Origin of the sequence: Blattabacterium cuenoti (genome assembly GCF_014252335.1) — a bacterium.
Taxonomy (GTDB): domain Bacteria; phylum Bacteroidota; class Bacteroidia; order Flavobacteriales; family Blattabacteriaceae; genus Blattabacterium; species Blattabacterium cuenoti_AL.
The window spans coordinates 242,523-267,722 of sequence record NZ_CP059218.1 but is presented as its reverse complement, the minus strand read 5'-3'; the positions used below and the strand labels follow the sequence as shown (position 1 = coordinate 267,722).

The 25,200-nt window shown below is 24.9% G+C and carries 22 protein-coding genes and 1 tRNA gene; 7 read left to right on the top strand and 16 right to left on the bottom strand.

Annotated elements, in window-relative coordinates; genetic code table 11:
* Positions 1 to 7 precede the first annotated feature (7 nt).
* The 3 genes from mvaD to H0H37_RS01250 all read right to left on the bottom strand — a co-directional run bounded on the left by mvaD (position 8) and on the right by H0H37_RS01250 (position 2,544).
* Positions 8 to 1,063, bottom strand: a complete 1,056-nt coding sequence (gene mvaD / locus H0H37_RS01260; RefSeq protein WP_185882622.1) for a diphosphomevalonate decarboxylase — start codon at positions 1,061 to 1,063, stop codon at positions 8 to 10.
* Complete coding sequence (locus H0H37_RS01255; RefSeq protein ID WP_185882621.1) at positions 1,029 to 2,420, bottom strand: dicarboxylate/amino acid:cation symporter; 1,392 nt, start codon at positions 2,418 to 2,420, stop codon at positions 1,029 to 1,031. The genes mvaD and H0H37_RS01255 overlap by 35 nt, the downstream gene beginning before the upstream one ends.
* Before the next feature lie 53 nt (positions 2,421 to 2,473).
* Positions 2,474 to 2,544, bottom strand: a tRNA-Gln gene (locus tag H0H37_RS01250).
* 79 nt (positions 2,545 to 2,623) lie between these two features.
* Between H0H37_RS01250 and rpsP the strand changes: the two genes are divergently transcribed.
* Complete coding sequence (rpsP, locus tag H0H37_RS01245) at positions 2,624 to 3,010, top strand: 30S ribosomal protein S16 (RefSeq protein WP_185882620.1); 387 nt, start codon at positions 2,624 to 2,626, stop codon at positions 3,008 to 3,010.
* Here the strand turns inward: rpsP and H0H37_RS01240 are convergent.
* The 3 genes from H0H37_RS01240 to trmD all read right to left on the bottom strand — a co-directional run bounded on the left by H0H37_RS01240 (position 2,945) and on the right by trmD (position 6,980).
* Positions 2,945 to 3,760 (bottom strand): undecaprenyl-diphosphate phosphatase, encoded by an 816-nt coding sequence (locus tag H0H37_RS01240; protein ID WP_185882619.1) that lies wholly within the window; start codon positions 3,758 to 3,760, stop codon positions 2,945 to 2,947. The two genes, rpsP and H0H37_RS01240, sit on opposite strands and share 66 nt — an antisense overlap.
* 70 nt (positions 3,761 to 3,830) lie before the next feature.
* Positions 3,831 to 5,777: a DNA topoisomerase subunit B gene (locus H0H37_RS01235; protein WP_185882618.1), complete on the bottom strand. Its 1,947-nt coding sequence runs from the start codon at positions 5,775 to 5,777 to the stop codon at positions 3,831 to 3,833.
* 546 nt (positions 5,778 to 6,323) lie between these two features.
* Positions 6,324 to 6,980: a tRNA (guanosine(37)-N1)-methyltransferase TrmD gene (trmD, locus tag H0H37_RS01230; protein WP_185882617.1), complete on the bottom strand. Its 657-nt coding sequence runs from the start codon at positions 6,978 to 6,980 to the stop codon at positions 6,324 to 6,326.
* Positions 6,981 to 7,094: 114 nt separating this feature from the next.
* Between trmD and der the strand changes: the two genes are divergently transcribed.
* From der to H0H37_RS01215, 3 genes are all read left to right on the top strand, one after another.
* Entirely contained in the window at positions 7,095 to 8,453 is a 1,359-nt protein-coding gene (gene der, locus H0H37_RS01225; RefSeq protein ID WP_185882616.1) for a ribosome biogenesis GTPase Der, read from the top strand.
* A gap of 35 nt (positions 8,454 to 8,488) precedes the next feature.
* On the top strand, positions 8,489 to 9,076 hold the full coding sequence (gene ruvA / locus H0H37_RS01220; protein WP_185882615.1) for a Holliday junction branch migration protein RuvA: 588 nt from the start codon (positions 8,489 to 8,491) through the stop codon (positions 9,074 to 9,076).
* A 66-nt stretch (positions 9,077 to 9,142) separates the two neighbouring features.
* Positions 9,143 to 11,431 (top strand): inorganic phosphate transporter, encoded by a 2,289-nt coding sequence (locus tag H0H37_RS01215; protein WP_185882614.1) that lies wholly within the window; start codon positions 9,143 to 9,145, stop codon positions 11,429 to 11,431.
* Between the two features lie 85 nt (positions 11,432 to 11,516).
* On the opposite strand, the gene H0H37_RS01210 is transcribed toward H0H37_RS01215, so the two are convergent.
* On the bottom strand, positions 11,517 to 12,074 hold the full coding sequence (locus H0H37_RS01210) for a CvpA family protein (protein WP_185882613.1): 558 nt from the start codon (positions 12,072 to 12,074) through the stop codon (positions 11,517 to 11,519).
* 90 nt (positions 12,075 to 12,164) lie between these two features.
* On the opposite strand from H0H37_RS01210, the gene pheS reads away from it, so the two are divergent.
* Entirely contained in the window at positions 12,165 to 13,154 is a 990-nt protein-coding gene (gene pheS, locus H0H37_RS01205) for a phenylalanine--tRNA ligase subunit alpha (protein WP_394798459.1), read from the top strand.
* Between the two features lie 52 nt (positions 13,155 to 13,206).
* On the opposite strand, the gene rlmB is transcribed toward pheS, so the two are convergent.
* Entirely contained in the window at positions 13,207 to 13,995 is a 789-nt protein-coding gene (gene rlmB / locus H0H37_RS01200; RefSeq protein WP_185882612.1) for a 23S rRNA (guanosine(2251)-2'-O)-methyltransferase RlmB, read from the bottom strand.
* Positions 13,996 to 14,345: 350 nt separating this feature from the next.
* Positions 14,346 to 14,615, bottom strand: a complete 270-nt coding sequence (locus tag H0H37_RS01195) for a YtxH domain-containing protein (RefSeq protein WP_185882611.1) — start codon at positions 14,613 to 14,615, stop codon at positions 14,346 to 14,348.
* Positions 14,616 to 14,709: 94 nt separating this feature from the next.
* Here H0H37_RS01195 and murB point away from each other — a divergent pair, with 94 nt between their 5' ends.
* Positions 14,710 to 15,750 (top strand): UDP-N-acetylmuramate dehydrogenase, encoded by a 1,041-nt coding sequence (gene murB, locus H0H37_RS01190; protein WP_185882610.1) that lies wholly within the window; start codon positions 14,710 to 14,712, stop codon positions 15,748 to 15,750.
* A gap of 54 nt (positions 15,751 to 15,804) precedes the next feature.
* Here murB and H0H37_RS01185 read toward each other — a convergent pair whose 3' ends face one another.
* A complete protein-coding gene (locus H0H37_RS01185) occupies positions 15,805 to 16,866 on the bottom strand; it encodes an Mrp/NBP35 family ATP-binding protein (RefSeq protein WP_185882609.1) in 1,062 nt (353 codons plus the stop codon).
* Between the two features lie 87 nt (positions 16,867 to 16,953).
* On the opposite strand from H0H37_RS01185, the gene H0H37_RS01180 reads away from it, so the two are divergent.
* Entirely contained in the window at positions 16,954 to 17,583 is a 630-nt protein-coding gene (locus H0H37_RS01180) for a 4'-phosphopantetheinyl transferase family protein (protein WP_394798458.1), read from the top strand.
* Positions 17,584 to 17,714: 131 nt separating this feature from the next.
* Here H0H37_RS01180 and hisS read toward each other — a convergent pair whose 3' ends face one another.
* From hisS to murG, 6 genes are read right to left on the bottom strand one after another with little or no spacing between them, the layout of a single operon-like run.
* On the bottom strand, positions 17,715 to 19,169 hold the full coding sequence (gene hisS / locus H0H37_RS01175) for a histidine--tRNA ligase (protein WP_185882607.1): 1,455 nt from the start codon (positions 19,167 to 19,169) through the stop codon (positions 17,715 to 17,717).
* 36 nt (positions 19,170 to 19,205) lie between these two features.
* Positions 19,206 to 20,600 carry a cell division protein FtsZ gene (ftsZ, locus tag H0H37_RS01170; RefSeq protein WP_238785512.1) on the bottom strand — a complete coding sequence of 465 codons (1,395 nt, stop codon included), beginning with the start codon at positions 20,598 to 20,600 and terminating at the stop codon, positions 19,206 to 19,208.
* Position 20,601: 1 nt separating this feature from the next.
* On the bottom strand, positions 20,602 to 21,957 hold the full coding sequence (gene ftsA, locus H0H37_RS01165; RefSeq protein WP_185882606.1) for a cell division protein FtsA: 1,356 nt from the start codon (positions 21,955 to 21,957) through the stop codon (positions 20,602 to 20,604).
* A 4-nt stretch (positions 21,958 to 21,961) separates the two neighbouring features.
* Complete coding sequence (locus tag H0H37_RS01160) at positions 21,962 to 22,693, bottom strand: cell division protein FtsQ/DivIB (RefSeq protein ID WP_185882605.1); 732 nt, start codon at positions 22,691 to 22,693, stop codon at positions 21,962 to 21,964.
* Positions 22,680 to 24,065, bottom strand: a complete 1,386-nt coding sequence (gene murC / locus H0H37_RS01155) for a UDP-N-acetylmuramate--L-alanine ligase (RefSeq protein ID WP_185882604.1) — start codon at positions 24,063 to 24,065, stop codon at positions 22,680 to 22,682. Before murC ends, H0H37_RS01160 begins: the two co-directional genes overlap by 14 nt.
* A complete protein-coding gene (gene murG, locus H0H37_RS01150; protein WP_185882603.1) occupies positions 24,062 to 25,192 on the bottom strand; it encodes an undecaprenyldiphospho-muramoylpentapeptide beta-N-acetylglucosaminyltransferase in 1,131 nt (376 codons plus the stop codon). The genes murC and murG overlap by 4 nt, the downstream gene beginning before the upstream one ends.
* Positions 25,193 to 25,200: the final 8 nt, after the last annotated feature.

The window sequence follows — 25,200 nt, the reverse complement described above, 5'->3', positions numbered from 1 at the left end:
ATAAAATTTATTTACAATAACTATTGATAATTTTTTTACAATTATATAATAAATCACTACTATAAATCCATTTCATAATATCTTGTTGTTCTTGATTTGGATATAACAAATGAACATTTGCTCCTGCATCTAATGTAAAAAAAACATTATGGTTGCTTATTTTTCGAAATTGCCATACTTTATAAAGCACTTTTAAAGTACTTGGTTTCATACATAAAAAATAAGGATTTGAAGTCATCATCATAGCATGAATATTTAATGCTTCATATTCTATTAATTCTCCAAATTTTTGAAAATTTCCAGTCTTAAGAAGATAAATCATTTTATCCATATTTTGATTTGCGCATTTTATTCGTTCTTTATAATAAGGATTATTAAACATAAATTTATGTCCATCAGAACTAGAAACATATTTAGGTTGGTCATCTATAATTAAAATAGTATTCCTTATCTTTTTAAAAATTCTATGTATTTTATAAGGATAGGGAATAGCATACAAATTATTGCTACCTATTATCGATTTATGATATCCCCATACTACCAATCCAGAATAAATAGATCTGCATGCACTACCGGAACCTAAACGGGCTAAAAAAGATGCTTTTTGAAAAAAAAATTCTTTATTAAAAGTAATTTGTAATTTTTTTTCTATTTCCATGATACATAAAGCTAATGCACTCATAGATGATGCAGAAGAAGCTAATCCACTACTGTGTGGAAAAGTATTATAAGTATTAATTATAAAATTAAAATGTTTTAAATAAGAACAATAATATGAAATTCGTTTAAAAAATTTTAATATTTTTGGAAGAAAACTAATTTTTTCTTTTCCATAATAAAAAACTCTAATTAATTGTTGTTTTCCTTTTCTAGGATAAAAAATTAGTTTAGTAACGGTATAAATACTTCCTAGGGAATAACTCATTGATGAATTTAATGGAATTTGAATTTGGTTTTTTTGTTTTCCCCAATATTTTATTATAGCTATATTGGAAGGACTTTTTTTTAATATTTCTCCTTCGACAGATTTAATTTTTATTGTATTCCAACATTTTTTTATCATTTAATTCTCCTTCTGAACGAGCAATTACACAACTTGCTAATCCATTGCCAATTACGTTTACAGTAGTTCTAGCCATATCCATTAATTCATCTATTCCTATAATTGCTAATATTGGCCATGTAGGTAATCCAAAAGATGCTACAGTTGATAAAAGTATTACTAAAGATGCTCTAGGAACTCCGGCAACTCCTTTACTAGTTAAAATCAAAGTTAATCCTATAATAATTTGCTGACTAAAACTAAGTGGTATTCCAGAAGCTTGCGCTACAAATACAGTAGCTAAAGATAAATAAAGTGTAGTTCCATCTAAATTAAAACTATAACCTGTAGGAATTACAAAAGCTATAATTTTACGAGGTACTCCTAATTTTTCCAAATTTTCCATTAAAAGAGGTAAAGCGGATTCTGAACTTGTAGTAGCGAAAGCTAATGATACAGGTTCTGTTAATGCCTTTACAAAGGCTTTTAAAGGTACTTTTATCCATAAAAGAATAGGATATAAAATAACTACTAAAAAGATTATTAAAGCAATATACAGAGTCAATAATAATTGAAATAAATTATATAATATATCCAATCCCATGTGCCCAACAGTATAAGCTATTGCTGACCCAACCCCAATAGGAGCAAAATACATAATAATTTTCGTAAACTTAAACATAATTTCTGAAAGACTTTCTGCAAATAACAGTATAGGATTTCTTTTTTTTTCTTCCAAAAACACCATAGATACTCCAAAAATTACCGAAAATACAACAATTGGTAAAACATCACCATGATAAATAGATTTCACAAAATTTTCAGGAAATACATGAATAATAGTTTCTTGCCAAGATCTATTTTCTACTTTAGGTAATTGTTGTTCAGTAATTCCTGCTGGCATAACAATTCCAACGCCAGCTTGAGATACATTAATTGCTATAAGACCAACAAATAAAGCTAACGTTGTCACTATTTCAAAATATAAAAGAGATTTCCATCCCATACTACCTAATTGTTTAATATTAGAATGACTTGCAATTCCAACTACCAAAGTTGAAAATAAAATAGGTGCTATGATTGTTTTAATTAATCTTAAAAAAATTTGAGAAAAAAATCTAAGTTCTACTGCTATTTTAGGTTGATCTAATCCAATTTCTATTCCTATAATAATAGATAACAAAATCCAAGTGGTTAAGTCTTTTTTCAAAAAAGCATAAAACATGAAAAGAGAGATAACACAATATCTTAATAAACAAAGGGTAAATTTATTGACCCCGAAAAAAGATTTTGACAAATGCATCAAAATAGCAGCTAAAAAACTTAAAAATGCTATCAGCAAAATTTTTTCTTTTTTTACTTTCATTCCAATAATCATTTTGTAAAAAATTCAAAATCAGGATGATTTAACAAAATCAAGTATAACATTAACAGACCCGTAGGGAATCGAACCCCAACTAACAGAACCAAAATCTGCTGTGCTTCCTTTACACAACGGGTCTATATCTATGTAAATATAGATCATTTTTTTTACATGATAATTATGTATAATTTTATCATACATCATACATGTTGATTTATATGTCATTGAAAATTCGTTTAAAAAGAATTGGTAAAAAACACAAACCAATTTATCATATAGTGGTAGCTAATTCTCGTTCTCCAAGAGATGGAAAGTTTATTGAAAAATTAGGTAATTATAATCCACATAAAGAAGAACATAACCATGCAATATTAAATATTAATAAAACTATATCCTGGTTAGTCAAAGGAGCTCAACCAACAGATACAGTAAAATCAATTTTTAGAAAAAATGGAGTGATGTTTAAAAAACATTTGTTAGAGGGAGTTAAGAGAGGAGGATTAACTAATGAAGAAGCAAATAAAAAATTTAATGTATGGTTAAAAAATAAAATACAATATAAAAATAAAACCAAAAATAATTCTATAATATCCGAAAAATTTTAAACTATGTTTTTTCATAAATTCTACACCCCATTTTATGGCACAAAGTCCAGTGACAAAAGATACTATGATCCCAATTATTAAACATGTTATTTCTTCGTAATCCAAACCTAAAGGAAAAATATGTAATTCAAATGGATAAATCAAATAATTGATTTGTAACAAATAATCAAATAATTTTTTGCATGTTGCAATGATAATGATAGGAATCGATAAAAATAGAGAAAATTCAATAGACTGTATTTTATGAATATTTTGTAACATACAAGTAATTATAGTAGTAGCACTTCTAGAGATACCTGGAATAATTGCAAAACATTGGATTAATCCAATTACAAAAGATTGTAAATAAGTAATATTTTGATGTTTTAATATTTTTTGATTATTATAATAATTGTCAACTTGTAAAATAATTATTCCTCCTAACATCATAGAACTTGATACTAATATTGGACTGTTATAAAATAATATATTTTTATGATTCACAAACAATCCAAACAATACTATAGGTAAACATGCTATAAAAATTTTTATATAAAAATTGAATTTTTTCAATAAAAATTTTTTTTTATAAAACACAATAATAGACAAAATAGCTCCAAATTGAACAGAAATTAAAAATAAATTAGTTATTTTTTGTCCTAAAATGCCCATCATATCAGCAATAATAATCATATGTCCTGTAGAAGAAATTGGTAAAAATTCAGTTAGCCCTTCAATAAAGCCTAAAAGTATGGATTGAATATAATTCATTCATTAAAATTAATTGGATAACTGGATGTCAATTATGATCAATTATTAACTGTATACTGTATAACATCAATTATATGTTAATTTTTGCAAATTTTGCATTATGTTCTATAAAATGTCTTCTTGGCGGAACTGATTCTCCCATAAGAATAGAGAAAATTTTGTTTGCTTCTAATATATTGTTTATACAAACTTTTCGCAAAGTTCTTTTTTCTGGATTCATTGTAGTTTGCCAAAGTTGTTCTGCATTCATTTCTCCTAATCCTTTATATCTTTGTATATTAATATTAACACGTTTTGATCCTCCTAAATTATTTATAATGTTAACACGTTCTTGTTCACTCCAAGCATATTTAATATATTTTCCTTTTCTGATTAAATACAATGGAGGTGTTGCAATATAAATATATCCTTTTTCGATCAAAGGTTTCATATACCTAAAAAATAACGTCAAAATTAGAGTAGAAATATGACTACCATCTATATCTGCATCTGTCATAATAATGATTTTTTTATATCTCAATTTTTGAATATTTAAAATATTCTTGTTGTCTTCTGTTATCATTGTAACTCCTAAAGAAATAAATATATTTTTAATTTCTTCATTTTCAAAAATTTTATATGCAGAAGATTTTTCAACATTAATAATCTTTCCTCTCAAAGGTAAAATAGCTTGAAAATTTCTATCTCTTCCTTGTTTAGCAGTACCACCAGCAGAATCTCCTTCTACTAAATAAATTTCACTGTTATCTGGATCATTAAAAGTACAATCTGCTAATTTTCCTGGAAGTATGCAAGTTTGTTGTATTGGTATCTTATTTTGTATAAATTCACGAGCTTTTTTTGCAGCTTGACGTGATTTAGCAGATAACAAAATTTTCTCAATAATTCTTTTTCTATCATTCGGATTTTCTTCTAAAAAGTTATTTAACTTTTCTCCAACAATCTTATCTACAATTCCTCCAATTTCATGGTTACTTAATTTTGTTTTGGTTTGTCCCTCAAATTGAGGTTCTACAACTCTTATAGAAATAATTGCGGTAAGTCCTTCTCTAAAATCCTCTCCAACCCATTCGAATTGATCTTTTTCTTTTGTAATAGTAGAATCTAAAAATTTTTTTAAAGTTCTTGTTAAAGCTCTTCTAAACCCGGTAATATGAGTACCACCTTCATAAGTATTTATATTATTTACATAAGAAAAAATTCGTTCTTTGAAAGAATTGTTGTATTGCATAGCAATTTCTATAATAGAATTATCTTTTTTTTCTTCAATTATAATAATGTTTTTATTTAATGATATTTTATCTTTTTCTAAAAGAGTTAAGTATTCTTTTAATCCATTTTTAGAAAAAAAATATTTACTATTTTGTTGTTTATTATCTTGTACTTTTCGTTCATCTTTTAAGAATAAATGTAATCCTTTATTTAAGAAAGCTAATTCTTGTAAACGATTAGATATATAATCATAATTATATGTTACTGAAGTTGTAAAAATTGATCTATCCGCTATATAATGTATTTTCGTTCCTTGCATCTTAGTTTCTCCTATACATTTTACTTGACCAGTAGGATTGCCTTTAAAATACTCTTGTTGATAAATTTTACCATGACGATATACGGTAGCAATCAAATTGGTGGATAAAGCATTTACACAAGATATTCCTACTCCATGTAATCCTCCAGATACTTTGTAAGAATTTTTATCAAATTTTCCTCCTGCTCCAATTTTAGTCATAACTACTTCTAATGCAGATTTACCTTCTTTTTTGTGAATATCAATTGGAATTCCACGTCCATTATCTAAAACTGTAATAAATCCATTTTGATGAATAGTAACCCATATTTTATTGCAAAATCCGGCTAATGACTCATCGACAGAATTATCTATTAATTCGTACACTAAATGATGTAATCCTCTAGTTCCTATATCTCCTATATACATAGAAGGTCTCATTCTGATATGTTCAATACCTTCTAATGATTGTATACTATCTGCCGTATAATCTGTCCTTTTGATCATATTATATGAATTTGATGATAAAGTTTTATTATTTTAGTTTCACAAAACATTTTTATAATAAAGATAGATATAAAACATATTATCAAGTGACAATTTTGGAAATAAACAATCATAATAATAAAGCAAATAAATAATTATAACAATTTTTGTTTTGTAAAAACAATATGATGCATAATATAATTCTATTTACTTACTTTTTACTCCACATGCATGACATGACATGATGTGATGTTGTTGTAACTATTGCGCATATTATTATGCATGCATATTTATTTATCGAAAATTGGTTTATCAAAAAAATACGATTTAAAAAGATTAATTCAATAATTGATAAAGATTTATTAGGTAATTTATGCAATTCATCAATTCAAATTATATTATACTATATATTATACTATTAGTTAGTATTAGTAGTATTAGACTAATTATGTACCCTACCCACCCCATCAGAATCATAAACCAATTCATGTTTAACAAACTTGAAAAAGTAATTTTTCATTTATGGATAGATACATTGACAGACAATAAATAATATCATTATATTAATTATTTATCTTTATTATTATCTTTATTTTTTGAATTAATTATTCGCCAGTCTTTAATTTTTCTATGATTTCCAGACAAAAGTATTTGTGGTACTGGCCATCCATTATAAATAGATGGATGAGTATAAATAGGATACGACGTATAGGTGCACCCACCACCACCAATAGAATTTGAATAATTCAATACTCCAGGTAACAGCCTAGTTATAGATTCAACAATCACAGCTGCTGCTAATTCTCCACCAGATAAAATATAAGGCCCTATGGATATTTCTTTAGATATTAAATGATCTATAATTCTTTGATCAACTCCTTTGTAACGACCGCAAAGAATTAATAAGTTAGTTTTTTTAGTTAACTGTTCTGCGTATTTTTGTGTAAATGACTTACCAGATGGAGTCATAAAAATGGTTTCATCATAATATCGTTCTGATAAAAGTGTATTAAAACATTGATATACAGGTTCAATTTTTAATACCATTCCTCCACCTCCTCCATATGGATAATCATCCACTTTTTTTTTTTTTCCTATGCCATATTGACGTAAGTCATGAACATGAACTTCTAAAAGTTCTTTATGAATTGCTTTTTTAACAGGAAAATTGTATAAAAATTCATTAAATAATCTAGGAAAAATACTAACAATATCTATACGCATTATTTTTTTATTTAAATATATACACTTTGATCAAAAGATAAAACATGAATAAAATCATTGAAACTAATAAAAAAAATATAATTTTATAGATTGTAAATGAATTATTATCATACAATGAGTTATGTGGTATCGATAGTTGGACGTCCAAATGTAGGAAAATCTACATTATTCAATCGTCTTGTAGGAAGAAAAAAATCAGTAGTCCATGCAAATAGTGGAGTAACAAGAGATAGAGTTTATGGTAACTTGCAATGGAATGGAATTAATTTTAATATCATAGATACTGGTGGATATCCAGATTATCATTATCCAGATAAAGATAGTCATGATAAAAAATTTTTAATTTTACTGCAAACAGAAATAAAAAAACAAATATTAATAGCAATTCAAGAATCTGATGTAGTCTTATTTGTAGTTGATATCACAATTGGCATTTTAGATACTGATATTATAATTTCACAATTGTTAAGAAAAAGTAACAAATCAATTGTATTAGTAGTAAATAAAGTAGATAAAGGAAACAATATGTATTCTGATACAGATTTTTTTCGTTTAGGATTTGTTTCTTATTATTGTATATCTTCTATCAATGGAAGTGGAATAGGAGAATTATTAGAAAAATTAATAGAAATATATTTAGAAAAATATAATAATAAAATTCAAGAAAATCAATTAAACATTCCAAATTTTGCTATTATAGGTCGTCCAAATGTGGGCAAATCTACATTAATTAATTCTTTTTTAGAAAAATATCATAATATAGTTACTCCTTTTTATGGAACTACTAGGGATAGTTTAGATGTTTTTTATCCAAAAAATAATTGTATGTTAGTAGATACACCAGGAGTCAGAAAAAGATCTAAACTTGTTGATAGTTTAGATTTTTATTCTATGATAAGGACTATAAAAACGATTGAATATACAGATATATGTTTTCTTTTGATAGATGCAATGCAAGGATGGGAATCACAGGATAGTTACCTATTTAGGGTTGCGGAAAAAAATAATAAAGGAATCATTATTCTTATTAATAAATGTGATTTATTAAAACAACAAAATAATTATTCTTTTTTTATGAAAAATTTAGAAATTTTCATTAGACACAAAATTTCACCATTTTATAATGTTCCAATTTTATTTATTTCTGCAAAAAATAGAGATGGATTATCTAATATATTTCCTATAGCTCAACGCATTTTAGAAATGCGTAAAAAAAAATTAAAAACCAATATGTTAAATAATATTATGTTACCAATTCTAAAAAAATATCCGCCACCTTCTATAAAACACAAAAGGATTTACATTAAATATTGTACTCAATCCACAACGTCTGCTACTCCTAAATTTATTTTTTTCTCTAATTATCCACATTTAATAAAACAATCTTACAAAAGATTTACTGAAAAAAAAATACGATATCATTTTGATTTTATAGGAGTACCAATAACAATTTTATTCATAAAAAATAAATAACATTTTTTCATTGTTTATGTTTTAAAAATAATACAGTGATAACACATTTAAGAGGAAAATTAATAGAAAAAAATCAATCTAATTTAATTATAGATTGTAACGGAGTTGGATATTATATATATATATCTGTATATACTTATTCTTCTTTGTCAGAACAAACAAATGGTAAAGAAATTATCATATATACTTATCTTTTTACGAAAGAACATAAACAGTTATTGTATGGTTTTTTTGATAAGATAGAAAGAACAATGTTCTCACATCTAATTTCAGTGAATGGAATTGGTCCAAGTTCAGCTATAAATTTATTATCTTCCTTAACTACCAATGAGATCGAAATGTCTATATATCAAGAAGATACAGAAAAATTTAGAACAATTAAAGGAATTGGAAATAAAACTGCAAAAAGAATAATTATAGAACTGAAAGATAAACTGGGACCAGTAATTATTACTCCAAAAACCCCAAATGAATATCAATACAAACAACAAGAAGCTTTAAGAGCTTTAATAACACTTGGGTTTTCTCATCAAGAATCTAAAACAGTTTTGGCTCATGTTATAAATAAAAATCCAGAATTGGATTTAGAAAATATTATCAAGGAATCTTTAAAAAAATTGTAACAATTTTTCATTATGATCAAAATAAATAAATATCTAATTTGTTTTGTATAATTATTCCTTTTTATTATGAAACTTTTTTATCCATTAATTATAGTGATTATTTTTATTTTATCCATTTTTGATCTTATTGTTGGTTTAATTAATGATGCTGTCAATTTTCTCAATTCTGCTATTGGATCTAAAGTAGCTTCTAGAAAAACTATTATGATCTTTGCTAGTTTGGGAATCTTGTTTGGTTCTTTTTTATCTAGCGGAATGATGGAAGTAGCAAGAAAAGGAGTTTTTGATCCTTCTTATTTTTATTTGTCTGATCTAATTTTTATTTTTTTAGCTGTAATGATTTCAGATATCATATTATTGGATATTTTTAATACTTTAGGATTACCCACATCTACCACAGTATCAATGGTTTTTTGTTTATTAGGAGGTGCATTCAGTATAGCAATAATTAAAATGTCTTCTCCATTATGTAATGAACCGTTACATCATTTAAGTAATTATATTAAAGCAGAACAAACACTTACAATTGGAATAGGAATTTTTTTATCTATTTTAATTTCTTTTACTTCTGGTTCATTAATTCACTATTTTATTCGTTTGTTATTCAGCTTTGAATATAAAAGTAAATTACCATGTATAGGAGTTATATGGTCTGCTATGTCATTGAGTAGTATGACCTATTTTTTGATTTTTAAAGGTATACATAGAGTTATGGAAGAGCATTTAACAAAAATTGATTTTTTGATACATCCTTTTATCATGTGTATACATCATCAATTTTATATTGTTTTATTCTTGTTATTTTGTACATGGTTATTGGTATCAAAGCTCTTGGTTTCTTTAGGATATAACATTTTAAAATTTGTTGTATTATATGGAACCTTTTCTTTAGCAATGGCTTTTTCAGGAAATGATCTAGTAAATTTTATCGGCATACCTATAGCTAGTATTCAGTCTTACAACATATGGACATCAGCTGGTTGCCCACCAGCAGATAAATTCAATATGACAAGTTTATCTGGAAAAGTTGCTGTTCCTTCTTTAATTTTAATTTTTTCAGGAGTTATTATGATATTAACACTTTGGTTTTCTAAAAAAACTAAAAAAATTTCTAGCACAGAACTTAATTTAAGCAGAAAACATGAAGAACATGACCATTACAATGACACTTGTTTGTCAAATTTTGTGTCTAGAGAAATTGTTAGATTTTTTTTATTTGTTGGAAAGACATTTTTCAATTTATTTTCCAAACGTTTTTTAGTGAAAATAGAAAAAAATTTTAAACAAAAAATACAAAAAGATGAAAGTATTGCCTTTGATCTAGTAAGAGCTTCTTCAAATTTAACCATATCAAGTATACTTATTTCTATAGCTACTGTTCATAAACTGCCACTATCTACTACTTTTGTTACTTTCATGGTTTCTATGGGCACCTCGTTTTCAGATAGAGCTTGGGATAGAGAAACTGCAGTATACAGGGTCTCAGGAGTTTTAAAAGTTATAAGAGGGTGGTTTGTAACTGGATTAATCGCATTTACAATGTCTGGTATTACGGCAACTATTTTATATTTTTTCAAAGAATGGGCAATTATATTTTTTTTATGTTTAATAACATTTGTTGTTTATAGAAGTTATAAAACTTATCAAAAAACATCATATCAAAAAGTGAGGGAAAAAACAAGCATTCTTAAAAATGGTAATTTGACTTTAGAAACAACTTTAAAAAATTATTCTGACATTTTAGAAATCATGATTTCTTCTATAGAAACTATTTATCAATCGAGTATAGAAGGAATTATTAATAATAATTTAAAAAATCTTCGATATAATAGAACAAAATTTTTAGAATTACAAGAAAATTTGAAACATATACAAAATTCTTTAATAAGAGTTATTGAAACTTCTACAAAACCCTATTATGGAATACTATACATGCGTATATATAACACAATAAAAGAACTTGTATATTCTTCTGACATTCTAACTAATCAAACCTTATGTCATGTTATTAATAGTCATAAACCTATAAAAATTTGGCAAAAAAATAATTTAATAATATTACAACATTTAATTATAAATTATTTCAAGATTATTATACATGAAATAAATTATAAAACGTATAAAAAAAATAATGCTATAAAAATAAAAATCTTTCAACATATAGAATCACAGATGAATCAGCAAGGAATAGGAATAATTAATCATAAATATGGTAAAAAAAATACATTATTAATGTTAGATATTCTAATACAATCAAAAAGTATAACAGAAAATTTAGAAAAAATTTTATTATTATATTTAAATGGTTTATCGATTGATGTTTACAAAAAAAAGTATGCAACTTTTATAGTTTAGCATAAAAACTAAATAATATTTTTTTGTACATATACAAAAACTTGATTGTAAGATTGTAATATGATGTCAATACTATACTATATTTTTAGTTAGTAAAATGATTTTTTGCAAAAAAAAATATATCATACAATTCTTCCATTTTGTTTAACAAAAAGATCAAAACATTTTTAAATATCAAGAATATATATTGAAATTCTTCTTCAAAAGAATTTTTGAAATATTTATAAGGAAGAAAATGAATTTGTTTATTCACTTCTTTAAAAAAAGTAATTAATATAGATAGATAAATAAAATATTTTGTAACTCCTAGTAAACTTCCTAATATGTTATTAATAAAAGTAACACCAATCGTTTTGAATACAATTTCTATGATTTTTTTAATTGAAAAAGCTATCAAGATTATCATCAAAAAATATATAGAAAAAATATAAAATAATAATTGTTTTTTATTTACAAGTTCATGATTATGAATAACACATTCTGAAACCAATTTAGAAACTAACTTAAAAACAATAATTCCTTTATATAGGATAATAAATAGTATAAAAAACTTAAATATTTGATCAATGAATCCTTTATGATATCCATAATATCCACTATATAAAAATATTAATACAATAATTATGTCTGTAATATTATACATTTTTAAAAAAAATCATAAATAAATATAAATTCAAAAATTTTGATATAATATAATATTTCGCAATTTGTATCAAATAATATTTATGTATGTATGGATATACAACAAAAAATAGAAAAAATAAAAGAAGAAATAAAAGTCTTTGATGCCACAAGTGATTATGAATTAGAATCATTTAGAATTAAATTCTTAGGAAAAAAAAATGGTATTTTAACTTTTTTATTTAAAGAATTAAAAAAATTTTCTATTCAAGACAAAAAGTATTTTGGAAAAATTATTAATAATTTAAAAAAACAGGTAACAGAAAAAATACAATTAAAAAAATTAAAACAACAAAAAAATATACCTCATTTTGATCCAACTTTACCAGGTATATATAAAGAAATTGGATCGATGCATCCTATCTCTATTTTAATACATAGAATTATAGAATTATTTTCTAAAATTGGATTTTCTGTTGTAGAAGGTCCTGAAATAGAAGATGATTGGCATAATTTTACTGCTTTAAATATTCCACCAGAACATCCATCTAGAGAAATGCAAGACACTTTTTTTCTATATAACAATACAGATAGTTTACTGAGAACACATACATCTTCTGTACAAATACGATATATGAAAAAACATGTTCCACCTTTTAGAATAATATCTTTAGGAAAAGTATATAGAAATGAGACAATCTCTACTCATTCTCATTTTATGTTTCACCAAGCGGAAGGATTTTATATCGATAAAAAAGTAACTTTTTTAGATTTAAAACAAACTATTCTATATTTAATACATTCTATTTTTGGTGATATAACTAAAGTCAGATTTCGCCCTTCATATTTTCCATTTACAGAACCAAGTGCAGAAGTGGACATATATTTTGGAAAAACAATGGGTTGGATAGAAATTATGGGTTGTGGTATGATAGATCCAAAAGTATTAAAAAACGTAAATATTGATTCAGAAATTTACTCAGGATTTGCTTTTGGAATAGGGATCGAAAGACTTTCTATATTAATTTATAAAATTAATGATATAAGAATTTATTTTGAGAATGATATGAATTTTTTACGGCACTTTCAATCTGAGTTTTAGATTAAATATGATTTTTATAAGTATGAAAAAACGTAAATATTGATTCAGAAATTTACTCAGGATTTGCTTTTGGAATAGGGATTATTTTTAATTGTCTTTGTCTAAAAACTTCATACAATAAAATTCCACAAACTACGGAAACATTCAAAGAAGATATACCATGTTTTGATAATGGAATTTTTACTTTATATGAAGATAACTTTAAATATTTGCTAGAAATACCATTTTCTTCATTTCCAAGTATGATAGCGGTCGGACCAGATAAGTCTATTTTATACCAAGAAACATCAGATTTTTCTGTTGCAGATATAATTTTTAATCCAGATTGAATTAAATATCTGATAGTTGTTTGAATGTTATTTTCTTTACATATTGGAATTTTGAATAACGCCCCTGAAGAAGTTTTGATAGAATCTGAATTAATCCTTGCTGTAGATTTATTTGGAATAATAATAGAATGTACACCTGCACAAGCTGCAGTACGAATAATAGATCCAAAATTTTTTACGTCTGTAATGCGATCTAAAACTAGCAATAGTGGATTTTTTTGTTGTTTATAAAATATTGGTAGTAAGTTTTTTATATGAAAAGTTTTTATAGGGGATAAAAAGGCAAAAACTCCTTGATGGTTTTTATATTTTAATTGATCATGATCAAATCGATGTTTAGAAACAAAATGTACAGGAATATTCATTTTTTTTGACAAGGATAGTAATTGTTTATAATTATCTCCTATTTTTATATTCATTTCTTTTTTTATAAATAATTTTTTTATAATTTGTTTTTCTTTAATAGCTTCTATTAATGGATGAATTCCATAAATAATGTGAAATTTGTTCATAAAAATTTAATTATATTTATCAAACATTTTTTGTAGTGAATTCTTAATGAAGAATCGAATAAGATTTTTGAAAACAAGAAATGTAAAAAATAAAATAAAAAAATAAACAATTACAACTAAACCAAAACCCAAAATATAGTTATTAAAATAATAAGATAAAATAAAAGACAGTAAAATACTACCTATAAATAAAATAATTATAAAAAGTATAATAAAAAAACAACTAATAAAAATTTCTGTTATAATGTTAATTATCCATCTAACCATTTCCTTTTTAAAGGATGAAATTTTTTTTATTAAGAAATTTTTAATAAAAAAAAACATATTATGTAATCAATAATAAAATGGATCTATGTTCCCAATTCCTCCTCTACTTGATCTATTTTGTCTGTTTGATTTTTATTACATTTATTATGTTCCAAATTAGATTTCATTTCTTTAACTATTTTTCCAAAATTTTTGACCAAGTCTTTAAAATTTTCTTTTATTTTTTCCGTTGTTTCTCCAAACATATTTATCATTTTATCTTCTTTTGATTTTGATGAAAAAAATTTACTTAATATTAGTACTGCTAAAGAACCAAAAATGACTCCAAAAATAAAATTTCCATTTTTTTTCATATTATATTATATTTAAATGATAAATTTAATCATACAATACTTATGCACAAAATTGTACATGTATTTATTATCTTTGTGTTTGTCTATGTTATGTATGTCTATTCTAAAAAAGAATTTTTGTATTCAAAAACTGAATACATTTGGCATAATGGTATATGCACATTACTTTTTAACTATTCAAAATATAAAAGATCTACATAATTTACATAGATTAGGCAATTTATATCCAAAAATACCAAAACTTTTTTTAGGAAATGGGAGCAACATATTATTTATAAATAATTATTATCCTGGCATTTTAGTAAAAATGGGAATATCCGGAAAAAAAGTAATATATGAAAAAAACAATAAAGTTATTGTTAAAGCTTACGGTGGCGAAAATTGGAATGATTTGGTTAGTTGGACAATAAAAAAAGGATTTAGTGGTTTAGAAAATTTATCTCATATTCCTGGAACTGTTGGAGCAGCTCCAATACAAAATATTGGAGCATATGGAACAGAAATAAAAGATGTATTATTGGAAGTTAAAGTATATGAAATCAATCAAAAGAAATTTATAATTTTTTCAAAAAATGAATGTAAACTAAAATACCGTTCTTCTTTTTTTAAGCAGCATACTAAATATTCTATAAATCAATTCCTTATAGTATCTGTTTCTTTTTTATTAAGAACAAAATATCATAATATAAATACTTCTTATCTTGAAGTTCAACAAGAATTAGAAAATATGAAAATTAAACGACCTACTATTAACGATTTAAGCCTAGCTATCTATAATATAAGAACAAGAAAACTTCCAAATCCAAAAGAAATAGGAAATGCAGGAAGTTTTTTCAAAAATCCTATTATTGATAAATTAAAGTTTAATAAATTAAAAGATCAATATCCAACTATAAAAGGTATTACATTTTCGAAACAACAAACAAAAGTATCTGCAAGTTCATTGATTGAAATAATTGGGTGGAAAGGGAAAAAAATTGGTAATGTAGGATCATATGAAAAACAACCCATAATTTTAGTCAATTATGGAAACGCTAGTGGAAAAGAAATATACTGTTTTTCAAAAGAAATAATACAAAATATAAAAACCAAATTTAATATCACATTATCATTAGAAGTAGATATAATAAAATAATTATATAAATAAATTTTCATTATATTTATTGGTGATATAAGATGTGGCAAATAATTAAGATAATTTACTTATAATATTTTTTGTAATTTTCAAAAAAATTTGTTGAATTGTGTAATGTTTTAAAACAACTGGAATGCCTAAATCAGAATATTCTTGAATTTCTTTAAGCATTGGTATCTTTCCTAAAAAAAATAAATCGAATTTGATAGAAAATTCTTTTACTGTATTTTTATTTGTTTCACATAAATCTTTACTTGTGTCAATCAAAGACATATTTTCTATAATTCCTATTATAGGAACATATATGGTATTAATACGAAACATACCAATAGATCTATGAACATCTGATAATGATAATTTTTGTGGTGTACTGACCATAACCACGCCAGTCATAGATAAATATTGTAAAATAGATAAGTGTATATCACTTGTTCCAGGTGGAAGATCAATAATTAAAAAATCTAAATATCCCCATTCAGTTTCATGAATTAATTGATGTAATGCTTTACTAGCCATTGGCCCTCTCCAAACGATAGCCTGTCCAGATTTAGAAAAAAATCCTATAGATTGAATATGTACTTTATTTTTTACAATAGGTTTCAGTATATAACTTTCAGTACCTTCTTTTTTTGTAATTCTACCAGAATAGACATCTTTTTCTTTTATATTAAACAAAATCGGAATAGACGGGCCATAAATATCGGCATCCAATAACCCTACGTTAAATCCCATGTTTGCTAACGTGACAGAAATATTAGTAGAGACCATAGATTTTCCAACTCCACCCTTTCCAGAAGCTATTGCTATAATATGTTTGATACCATGAATTTTTTTATTATTATTTCTATTATAATTTAATTTTTTTGCAATTTGTAATCGCACTTTTTGTTTTATATTGTTATTATAGATGTCTATAGTTTTAAAAATATTTTCTTTCAATTTTTGTTTGACATGCATTGTTGGATGATATAGTTTTATGAAAATAATAATTTCATTTTCATCAATATCTATTTTTTCAACCATTCCAGACTGAATAATATTTTGTTTATTGTTATCTATAAAAACAGTTTCTAATGCTTTTATAATTTGTTGTTTTTGTGAAATAAAATCACTCATTTTATTATTATAAAAAATAGTATAGTAATGAATAGTAGTTTAAAATTAAATAAAAATAAAAAATTCAGACATATTTTTTTCATGTACATGGATAATATTCGTACATTACACACACAAATTATTGTTTTTAAATGGGAATATTTAAAACACAATTATTTAGAACCTGTAATTCTTTCAGATAAAGAAAAACAACATTTTGTTTCTTTATCTGAAAAAAGAAAAAAAGAATATTTAGGTATACGTTATGCCCTAAAATATATAGGCATTAATAATAATATTTTTTATAATCATAAAAGAAAACCATTTATTGAAAATGAACAAAAAAATATTTCATTTAGTCATTCTTTTGAGAAGATTGCTATAGCTGTTAGTTCATATCATATAGGTATAGATATAGAAAAATTGAGAAAAGACAAAAAAATATTTAAAATTAAGAAAAAGTTTTTGAGAGAAGATGAATCAATTTTTATTAATCCTAATTATGAAGAAGATTATTTGCATATTATATGGGGAATTAAAGAAAGTTTATATAAATTAGAGGGAGGAAAATTTTATAGTTTTTTAGATCATTATAAAGTATCTCCTTTTTGCATAGATACAAATTATAAAACTTCTTCTATATCTTGTTGGGTAATCAAGGAATCCTATAGTAAAAAATTTTATGCTTTTTATAGAAAAATAGATGATCATTATTTAGTTTATATTATAGATAAATAGATAGATATCAATATCACGTAGACAACATAAAATCATTATATACTAACTATTACGATACTCTCTATAAGAATTAATCATTAATTTTTGTAGTAGATTAAATAAATAGATAGTATGTTATAATATTTTCAACCTTAAACAAATAAACTAGCATTTGATTTAAAATAAGAAGTTAAATGTTTAATTACATTTTGTAAATTATCATATTCTATTTCAATTCTATTGTTTATATTTTTGACTTTTATTTTTTTATTTTCTATCTCTTTTGTTCCTATACTAATGGTAAATGGTATATTATTTTTGTCAGCATACAAAAATTGTTTTTTGATACTGATTGCATTAGGATATAATTGAGTAGATATTCCATGATCTCTTAAACTACTGATCATACGATATGCATATATAACTTCTCTTTCTCCAAAATTAATAAATAATACTTTTGATGGAAATTGGCAATTATTCATTATATAAAATAAATTGTTGTTTTCCATATATATATATATTCTATCTAATCCAAAAGAAATTCCTATACCAGAAAAATTTTTCATTCCAAAATAACTAGATAATTTATCATATCTCCCTCCACCTCCGATAGATTGTTGATATTTTACTACATCATTTTGTTTTTTTATAATATCTTTAGCTGTGATTTCAAATATAGTTCCTGTATAATAATTCATTCCTCTGGATAAAGAAATATCCCATTTTAATTTTATCTTTTTTAAAGAAAAATTATTCATATTTTTAAATATAAAACTAATATCTTTCACTCCTTTGATTCCTGTTTTGGAATATTTCAAAGCGTTGATGAGAATCTCTATTTTTTTGTCAAAATGTTCTTGAATATCAAAAAAACTAGAGATCTTGTCAAAAGACTTATACGAAATTCCTTGTTGTATCATTTCTTGTTTGACTACATCTTTCCCCATTTTTTTCCATTTATCTAAAGAAGCAATAAAATATTTCCAGAGATGATTTTCTATACCAGATATTTCTGCCAATCCTTTTAAAATATCTATATGGTTAACATTAATAATCACAGAAAAATTTAATGCATTAAAAATATCATCACATAATTTGAAAAAATCAATTTCTTGCCATAATGAAGAAACCGATTGAGATCCTATCATATCTGCATCACATTGATAAAATTCTCTAAACCTTCCTTGTTGTGGATTATCAGCTCTCCATACAGGTTGTATTTGATATCGTTTAAAAGGAAAAGTTATTTCATTTCTATGCATAGATACATAACGAACAAAGGGAACTGTTAAGTCATATCTTAATCCCTTGTTAGATATTTTTTCAATTATAGAATTAATGATATGCAACTTATTGTTCTTATTTAAAGAATTTAAAAGTTTATTTTTTAAAATTTCGCCAGAACGAAGTAATTTAAATATTAAATAATCTCCTTCTTTTCCATATTTTTCCATCAGAGTGGATAAATTTTCAAAAGAAGGAGTTTCTATAGGAGAAAACCCAAACATCTCAAATTTGTCTCGAATAATTTGAATTAAATAATTTCTTTTTTTAATCTCTATAGATGACAAATCTCTAGTTCCTTTTGGAATTCCAAAATTCTCCATATAATGCTTGCTTATTTATTTCTGATGATGCGAATTTTATTTCTTATTTTTATTATTATGATTATTTAAGTCTTCGTTAGAATTAGAATAAATAGGAATATCAATAGGAAGATCAAAATGATCTTCAAGTAAGTATTTTTTATGTTTTTGTGTTTTAGAAGACTTAATTTCTTTTTGTTGATGTGGATTCATAGTCTTAGTTACATTATTCATATGATTAAAAAAAGATTCCTTTTTGTTATCTAAAGAATAAGTATCTAAATTTTCAGATGTACTTTGTTTGTAATATCCAGGTTTATATGGCTCCGTATCGATTCTCGAATAAGGATGTATTCCATCTTTTTTTAATTTTTTATTATCCTCTAACTTATGAAATATTTTCTTTTCTTCATGATTAATAACTCTTTGCACTTCTGTAGGAAATCCAGTAGCTACTATAGTTACGGAAATACTTTCTTCTAATTTTTCATCTTCTCCTAACCCCATAATAATATTTGCTTTATTTCCAGCTTCTGCTTGAATATAATCACTAATTATTCCTATTTCATCTATTGTAATTTCAATTTTTCCTGAAACTATTAGCAAAAGAACATTTTTTGCTCCAGTTATTTTATTATCATTTAAAAGAGGAGAATCCAATGCCTGTATAACTGCTTCTTTTGCTCTATTTTCTCCTATAGAAATAGCTGATCCCATAATTGCAGTTCCACTTTCTTTTAATACTGTTCTGGTATCTCGTAAATCAATATTTTGTTTATAATGATGTGTAATAACTTCTGCAATTCCTTTTGCTGCAGTAGTTAATACTTCATCAGCTTTAGCAAATCCTGCTTTAAATCCAAGATTTCCATATAATTCTCTTAATTTATCATTATTTATAACAATCAATGAATCTACATTGTTTCTTAAAGATTCTATTCCTTTTTGAGCTTGTTGCAATCTCATTTGTCCTTCAAAGTGAAACGGAATAGTCACTATACCTACAGTGAGTATCCCTTTTTCTTTGGAAATTCCTGCAATAATTGGTGCGGCCCCTGTTCCTGTTCCTCCTCCCATTCCAGCTGTTATAAAAGTCATTTTGGTATTAGAATCTAAAATATTTTTTATCTCTTCTAAACTCTCTAGAGCAGCTTTTTCTCCAATTTCTGGATCTGCTCCAGCTCCTAATCCCTCTGTAATAGAAGCACCTAATTGAATTTTTAAAGGTACTGGATTATTTTGCAAAGCTTGAGAATCTGTATTACACGCTATAAAATCAACTCCGTTAATTCCTTGTTCAAACATATAACTCAAGGCATTACTTCCACCACCTCCCACTCCAATAACCTTTATGGATGCAGAACGATTTTTATTCAACCCTAATGTTTTATTAATATTGTCTTTTTGATTTGTATTTTCTGTTTTTTGTATGATAAAATGTTCTTTTTTCATCTTATTCTGTATCATTCAGTATTTGACGAAACTTATCTGCCCAAATTTCGAAAAAAGATTTCGATTTATTTTGATTTTGTGAATTTTTATTATTAAAATTCCATTTATAAGAAGACAATTTAGTATGTTTATTTTTTTTTAAAACCTGATGGGTTTTTTCTCTTTCTGTATCTGTAGTATAATATTTAAAAATATTTTTATTTTTCAATCCCCTAATTACTAATCCTATAGATGTAGCATATTCTGGATTACTAATCATTCCATTTCCTAATCCATAAATATGTTCATTAGCATATCCAATACGTACATCCATTCCTGTAATATATTCTGTTAAAGGACGAAGATGTTTTAATTGTGATCCCCCTCCTGTCATAACTATTCCTGCTATAAGTCTTTTCTTGTGTTCTTCATTTCCATAATTTTTTAATTCTATATTAACTTGTTCCAAGATTTCACTTACTCTAGAATGAATAATTCTAGAAAGACGTTTTAAAGAAATTTCTTTAGGATCTCTTCCTCTTAATCCAGGTATACAAACAATTTCTGTTTCTTTATTTTCTCCTGGCCAAGCAGATCCAAACTTTACTTTTAATAATTCGGCTTGTCTTTCAATAATGAAACAATCTGTTTTGATATTTTCAGTTATCATATTTCCTCCAAAAGGAATTACAGCAGTATGACGAATAATATTATCTTTAAATATAGCTAAATCAGTAGTCCCTCCACCTATATCAACTAAAGCAACTCCTGCTTCTCTTTCTTCTGTATTCAAAACAGCTTCTGCAGAAGCTATAGGTTCTAAAGTCATACCAGCTAAATTGAGTCCAGCTGCTTTCACACATATACCAATATTTCTAATAGAAGAAATCTGACCTACTACTACATGAAAATTAGCTTCTAATCTATTTCCATACATTCCAATGGGTTCCCCAATTTCTGCTTGACTATCCACTTTATATTCTTGTGGAAGAACATGAATTATTTCTTCTCCTGGAAGCATCACGAGTTTATGAACCTGATCAATTAATTGTTGTATATCTTTTGTATTAATAACATTTTCAAAATCTAATCTAGTGATATAATCACTATGTTGAAGACTTCTAATATGTTGACCAGCAATACCAACAATAACCTCTTTGATCTTTAATCCAGAAGTATGTTCCGCTTCATCTACAGCTTCTCTAATTGATTCAATAGTTTGAGTAATATTGTTAACTACTCCTCTATGTACTCCTATACTTTTAGATCTTCCAATTCCTAAAATTTCAATTTTATTATATTCATTTTTTTTTCCTACCATAGCTACAATCTTCGTAGTACCAACATCTAGACCAATAGCTATATCTTGATATTCCATAGATTTATCTTTTTTTTGCTACTACTTGATTTTTATATTGTAAATCAATTAATCGATATTGATTAATATCTATTTTATTGAGATACTGCTTGTAAAAAGCTTTCAATTTTTTCAATTTTTTTCTAAAATTTGTGATATTTCCTAATATTATATAATGATTCCCAATTTTTGGGATTAAACTAAATATATTGTCTTTTGTTTTTTTTATGCTAATAATTTGATGTTTTAATAATTCATCTGAATTTATGACATTGACTAAATTTACTAATTCTCGTTTTTCTTCTTTTGAAAATTCTCCTTGAGCTAATATAACTCTTGGTTGAAAAGAAGAAGAAAAAAATTCTAAAGATTCTGCATCATTAGTTAGATAATGTTTTTTCTTCCCATTTTTTATTCTCAAAATTGGTGTTTTTTCCTGAATTTTAATGTTTAAGGTCCCATCCACACTCAAAAATATTTCAGATTTTTTTATAAAAGGATAATGATTCAATTTTTGTTCCATTCTTAATATACACAATTGACCAATGTTTTTTGTTATATATCCTTTGTCTTTATCAAATAAAATATTTTTTACAATATTTTCATTAATAACATGATCACTATATGATGGATTAATAATAATATTTAATCTTGTCAAATTTCTATTTTTATATGTTTTTTGAGAAAAAAAAAATAATATACTTATCAAAGTAAAATATAAAATTGTAATACACATTCTTGTTCTATATTTCTCCATATCGTTTGTGAAACCATTTTTTTATAGTATCTACCAATGAATCAATGCTTCCAGCTCCTATAGTAAGCAAAATATCAAATTGTTTTTTTTCTATTTTATATAATAAATTACTCATATTAGAAACTTCTTTATTTTTTATTTTGATTTTATCTAATAATTTATAAGAATTCACTCCATATAAAGGTAATTCTCTAGCGGGATAAATATCTAACAAAATTAAAATATCTAATTTTTCTAAACTTCTAGCAAAATCTTCTTCAAAAAATTTAGTTCTACTAAATAAATGAGGTTGAAATACTCCCAATATTTGTTTATTTATAAAACACTTTCTAATAGTATTAATTAACGCATTAATTTCTGTTGGGTGATGAGCATAATCATCAATATAAATTTTTTCTTTAGATTGAAAATGAATAGAGTATCTTCTATGAATTCCTTTAAATAACCACAATGCTTTTCTTACTTCCTTTTCTTGAAGTTTTAAATAATCTGAAATAGCTAATGCAGCTGTTATATTTTTTAAATTATGATATCCTGGAATTGGTAATGGAAGATCTTTCCAAGTTTCTTTTGGAGTATGAAAATCAAAATACCATTTATTTTTTTTTATATAAATATGATTAGAATAATAAATTCCTTTTTCTTCTTTTATAATAGAATAATATATTATGTTGGTTGTTGTAGACCAAATAGAAGATTCTTCTTTACAAAGAAAGATTTTTTTATATGGATGTCGTATTTTTTGAGAAAATTTTATATATGCTTGAACTAAATCATCTTTTTTTGGATAAGTATCTACATGATCTTGATCTAAAGAAGTAATACATGCTATATTTGGATTCAAATGCAAAAATGAATGATCAAACTCATCTGCTTCTACTAAAAACATATCATTTCCATTTAAAATTAAATTTGATTGATAATTTTCAGAAATTCCTCCAAGAAAAGCAGTTATATTTTGTCCTGTTATTTTCAATATATGTCCTAATAAAACACCAGTCGTTGTTTTTCCATGAGTTCCTCCAATAGCTATACATATTTTATTTTTAGTAATCAAAGATAATAAATGAGATCTTTTTGTAATATTTTTTACATTTTGTTTTAAAAACATCCATTGTTTATTATTATTTTGAATAGCTGGGGTATAAACAATTAAACATTGTTCAGAATGTATCCATGATGGTAATAATTTAATATTATCATGATAAATGATGTAAATACCTTCTCGTTCTAATTTTTTAGTTAAAAAACTTCTAGATCTATCATAACCATAAACTTTTTTACCTATATAATTTAAATAGCTAGCTAAAGAACTCATTCCCATACCACCTATTCCTATAAAATAAAAAGCCTTAATATCATCCAAATTCATAAATCAAGAATATGTGAAATTTCTTTGACAATGTTATATGTTGCTTTAGGTTTACCTAATTTTAAAATATTTTTTATCATTCTATTTTGTCTTATAGAGTCGTTTAAAAGATCTATAGTAGCATCTACTAATTTTTGTTCTATTTCTTCATTTTTTATAATTAATGCTGCATCTTTCTCCTTCAAAATTTGAGCATTTTTATTTTGATGATCATCAGATGCGAAAGGAAAAGGAATGAGTATAAAAGGTTTTCCTATTAAAGATATTTCTGATATCGTTAATCCACCTGCTCTAGATACTACAATATCTGCTGCTGAATAACAAATTGTAATATTTTCAATAAAATCCATCATAATAATATTTTTATGATAAAAATTTTGATTTTTGGCTATTTTTATAAAATCTATTTTTCCAACTTGCCAAATAAGCTGTATATCTAAATTTATTAACTTATTTAATCCATTTATCCAAGCCATATTAATGCTATGAGCACCTTGACTACCACCTATCGATAAAATAATTGGTTTATTTACATTTAATCCTAAATTCAAACATGCTTGATTTTTATCTAAAAATATTTTTTGCATGATTTCAGATCTAATAGGATTACCAGTAGTAATAATATTGGTTTGTATTTTTGGTGAAAAAATTTTTTTTGTTTCATTATAAGCAACACATATTTTTCTAGCAGATCTAGAAAAAATTCTATTAGTAAATCCAGGAAATGAATTTTGTTCTTGTAGCAAAATAGGAATTTTGCATTTTTGTGCTGCATATAGTGTAGGAAAACTTACAAAACCACCTGTTCCAATGACTATATCTGGGCAAAATTTATTAAAAAGTTTTTTTATTACAAAAAAACTACAAATTAATTCCATAGATAAAATCATTCCTGATACTATAGAACAAAATTTATCTTTACCCCCTGAAATACTAATTCCTTCAAATAAATATCCAAATTTAGGAATTTCCTGCATTTCCATATGATTTTTAGATCCAATAAACAAAATATGACTTTTTGGTACTACTTTCTTGCTTAATTCTTCAGCTATAGCAATTCCAGGATAAATATGCCCACATGTTCCTCCACTTCCAATAATTATTTTTGGGATTTTGTTTTTTTTCATTGCATTAC

Coding starts and splice junctions, on each gene's coding strand:
- mvaD (WP_185882622.1), bottom strand. CDS start 1,063: ATGATAAAAAAATGTTGGAATACAATAAAAATTAAATCTGTCGAAGGA.
- H0H37_RS01255 (WP_185882621.1), bottom strand. CDS start 2,420: ATGATTATTGGAATGAAAGTAAAAAAAGAAAAAATTTTGCTGATAGCA.
- rpsP (WP_185882620.1), top strand. CDS start 2,624: ATGTCATTGAAAATTCGTTTAAAAAGAATTGGTAAAAAACACAAACCA.
- H0H37_RS01240 (WP_185882619.1), bottom strand. CDS start 3,760: ATGAATTATATTCAATCCATACTTTTAGGCTTTATTGAAGGGCTAACT.
- H0H37_RS01235 (WP_185882618.1), bottom strand. CDS start 5,777: ATGATCAAAAGGACAGATTATACGGCAGATAGTATACAATCATTAGAA.
- trmD (WP_185882617.1), bottom strand. CDS start 6,980: ATGCGTATAGATATTGTTAGTATTTTTCCTAGATTATTTAATGAATTT.
- der (WP_185882616.1), top strand. CDS start 7,095: ATGAGTTATGTGGTATCGATAGTTGGACGTCCAAATGTAGGAAAATCT.
- H0H37_RS01215 (WP_185882614.1), top strand. CDS start 9,143: ATGAAACTTTTTTATCCATTAATTATAGTGATTATTTTTATTTTATCC.
- H0H37_RS01210 (WP_185882613.1), bottom strand. CDS start 12,074: ATGTATAATATTACAGACATAATTATTGTATTAATATTTTTATATAGT.
- pheS (WP_394798459.1), top strand. CDS start 12,165: ATGGATATACAACAAAAAATAGAAAAAATAAAAGAAGAAATAAAAGTC.
- rlmB (WP_185882612.1), bottom strand. CDS start 13,995: ATGAACAAATTTCACATTATTTATGGAATTCATCCATTAATAGAAGCT.
- H0H37_RS01195 (WP_185882611.1), bottom strand. CDS start 14,615: ATGAAAAAAAATGGAAATTTTATTTTTGGAGTCATTTTTGGTTCTTTA.
- murB (WP_185882610.1), top strand. CDS start 14,710: ATGTCTATTCTAAAAAAGAATTTTTGTATTCAAAAACTGAATACATTT.
- H0H37_RS01185 (WP_185882609.1), bottom strand. CDS start 16,866: ATGAGTGATTTTATTTCACAAAAACAACAAATTATAAAAGCATTAGAA.
- H0H37_RS01180 (WP_394798458.1), top strand. CDS start 16,954: ATGGATAATATTCGTACATTACACACACAAATTATTGTTTTTAAATGG.
- hisS (WP_185882607.1), bottom strand. CDS start 19,169: ATGGAGAATTTTGGAATTCCAAAAGGAACTAGAGATTTGTCATCTATA.
- ftsZ (WP_238785512.1), bottom strand. CDS start 20,600: ATGAAAAAAGAACATTTTATCATACAAAAAACAGAAAATACAAATCAA.
- ftsA (WP_185882606.1), bottom strand. CDS start 21,957: ATGGAATATCAAGATATAGCTATTGGTCTAGATGTTGGTACTACGAAG.
- H0H37_RS01160 (WP_185882605.1), bottom strand. CDS start 22,693: ATGGAGAAATATAGAACAAGAATGTGTATTACAATTTTATATTTTACT.
- murC (WP_185882604.1), bottom strand. CDS start 24,065: ATGAATTTGGATGATATTAAGGCTTTTTATTTTATAGGAATAGGTGGT.
- murG (WP_185882603.1), bottom strand. CDS start 25,192: ATGAAAAAAAACAAAATCCCAAAAATAATTATTGGAAGTGGAGGAACA.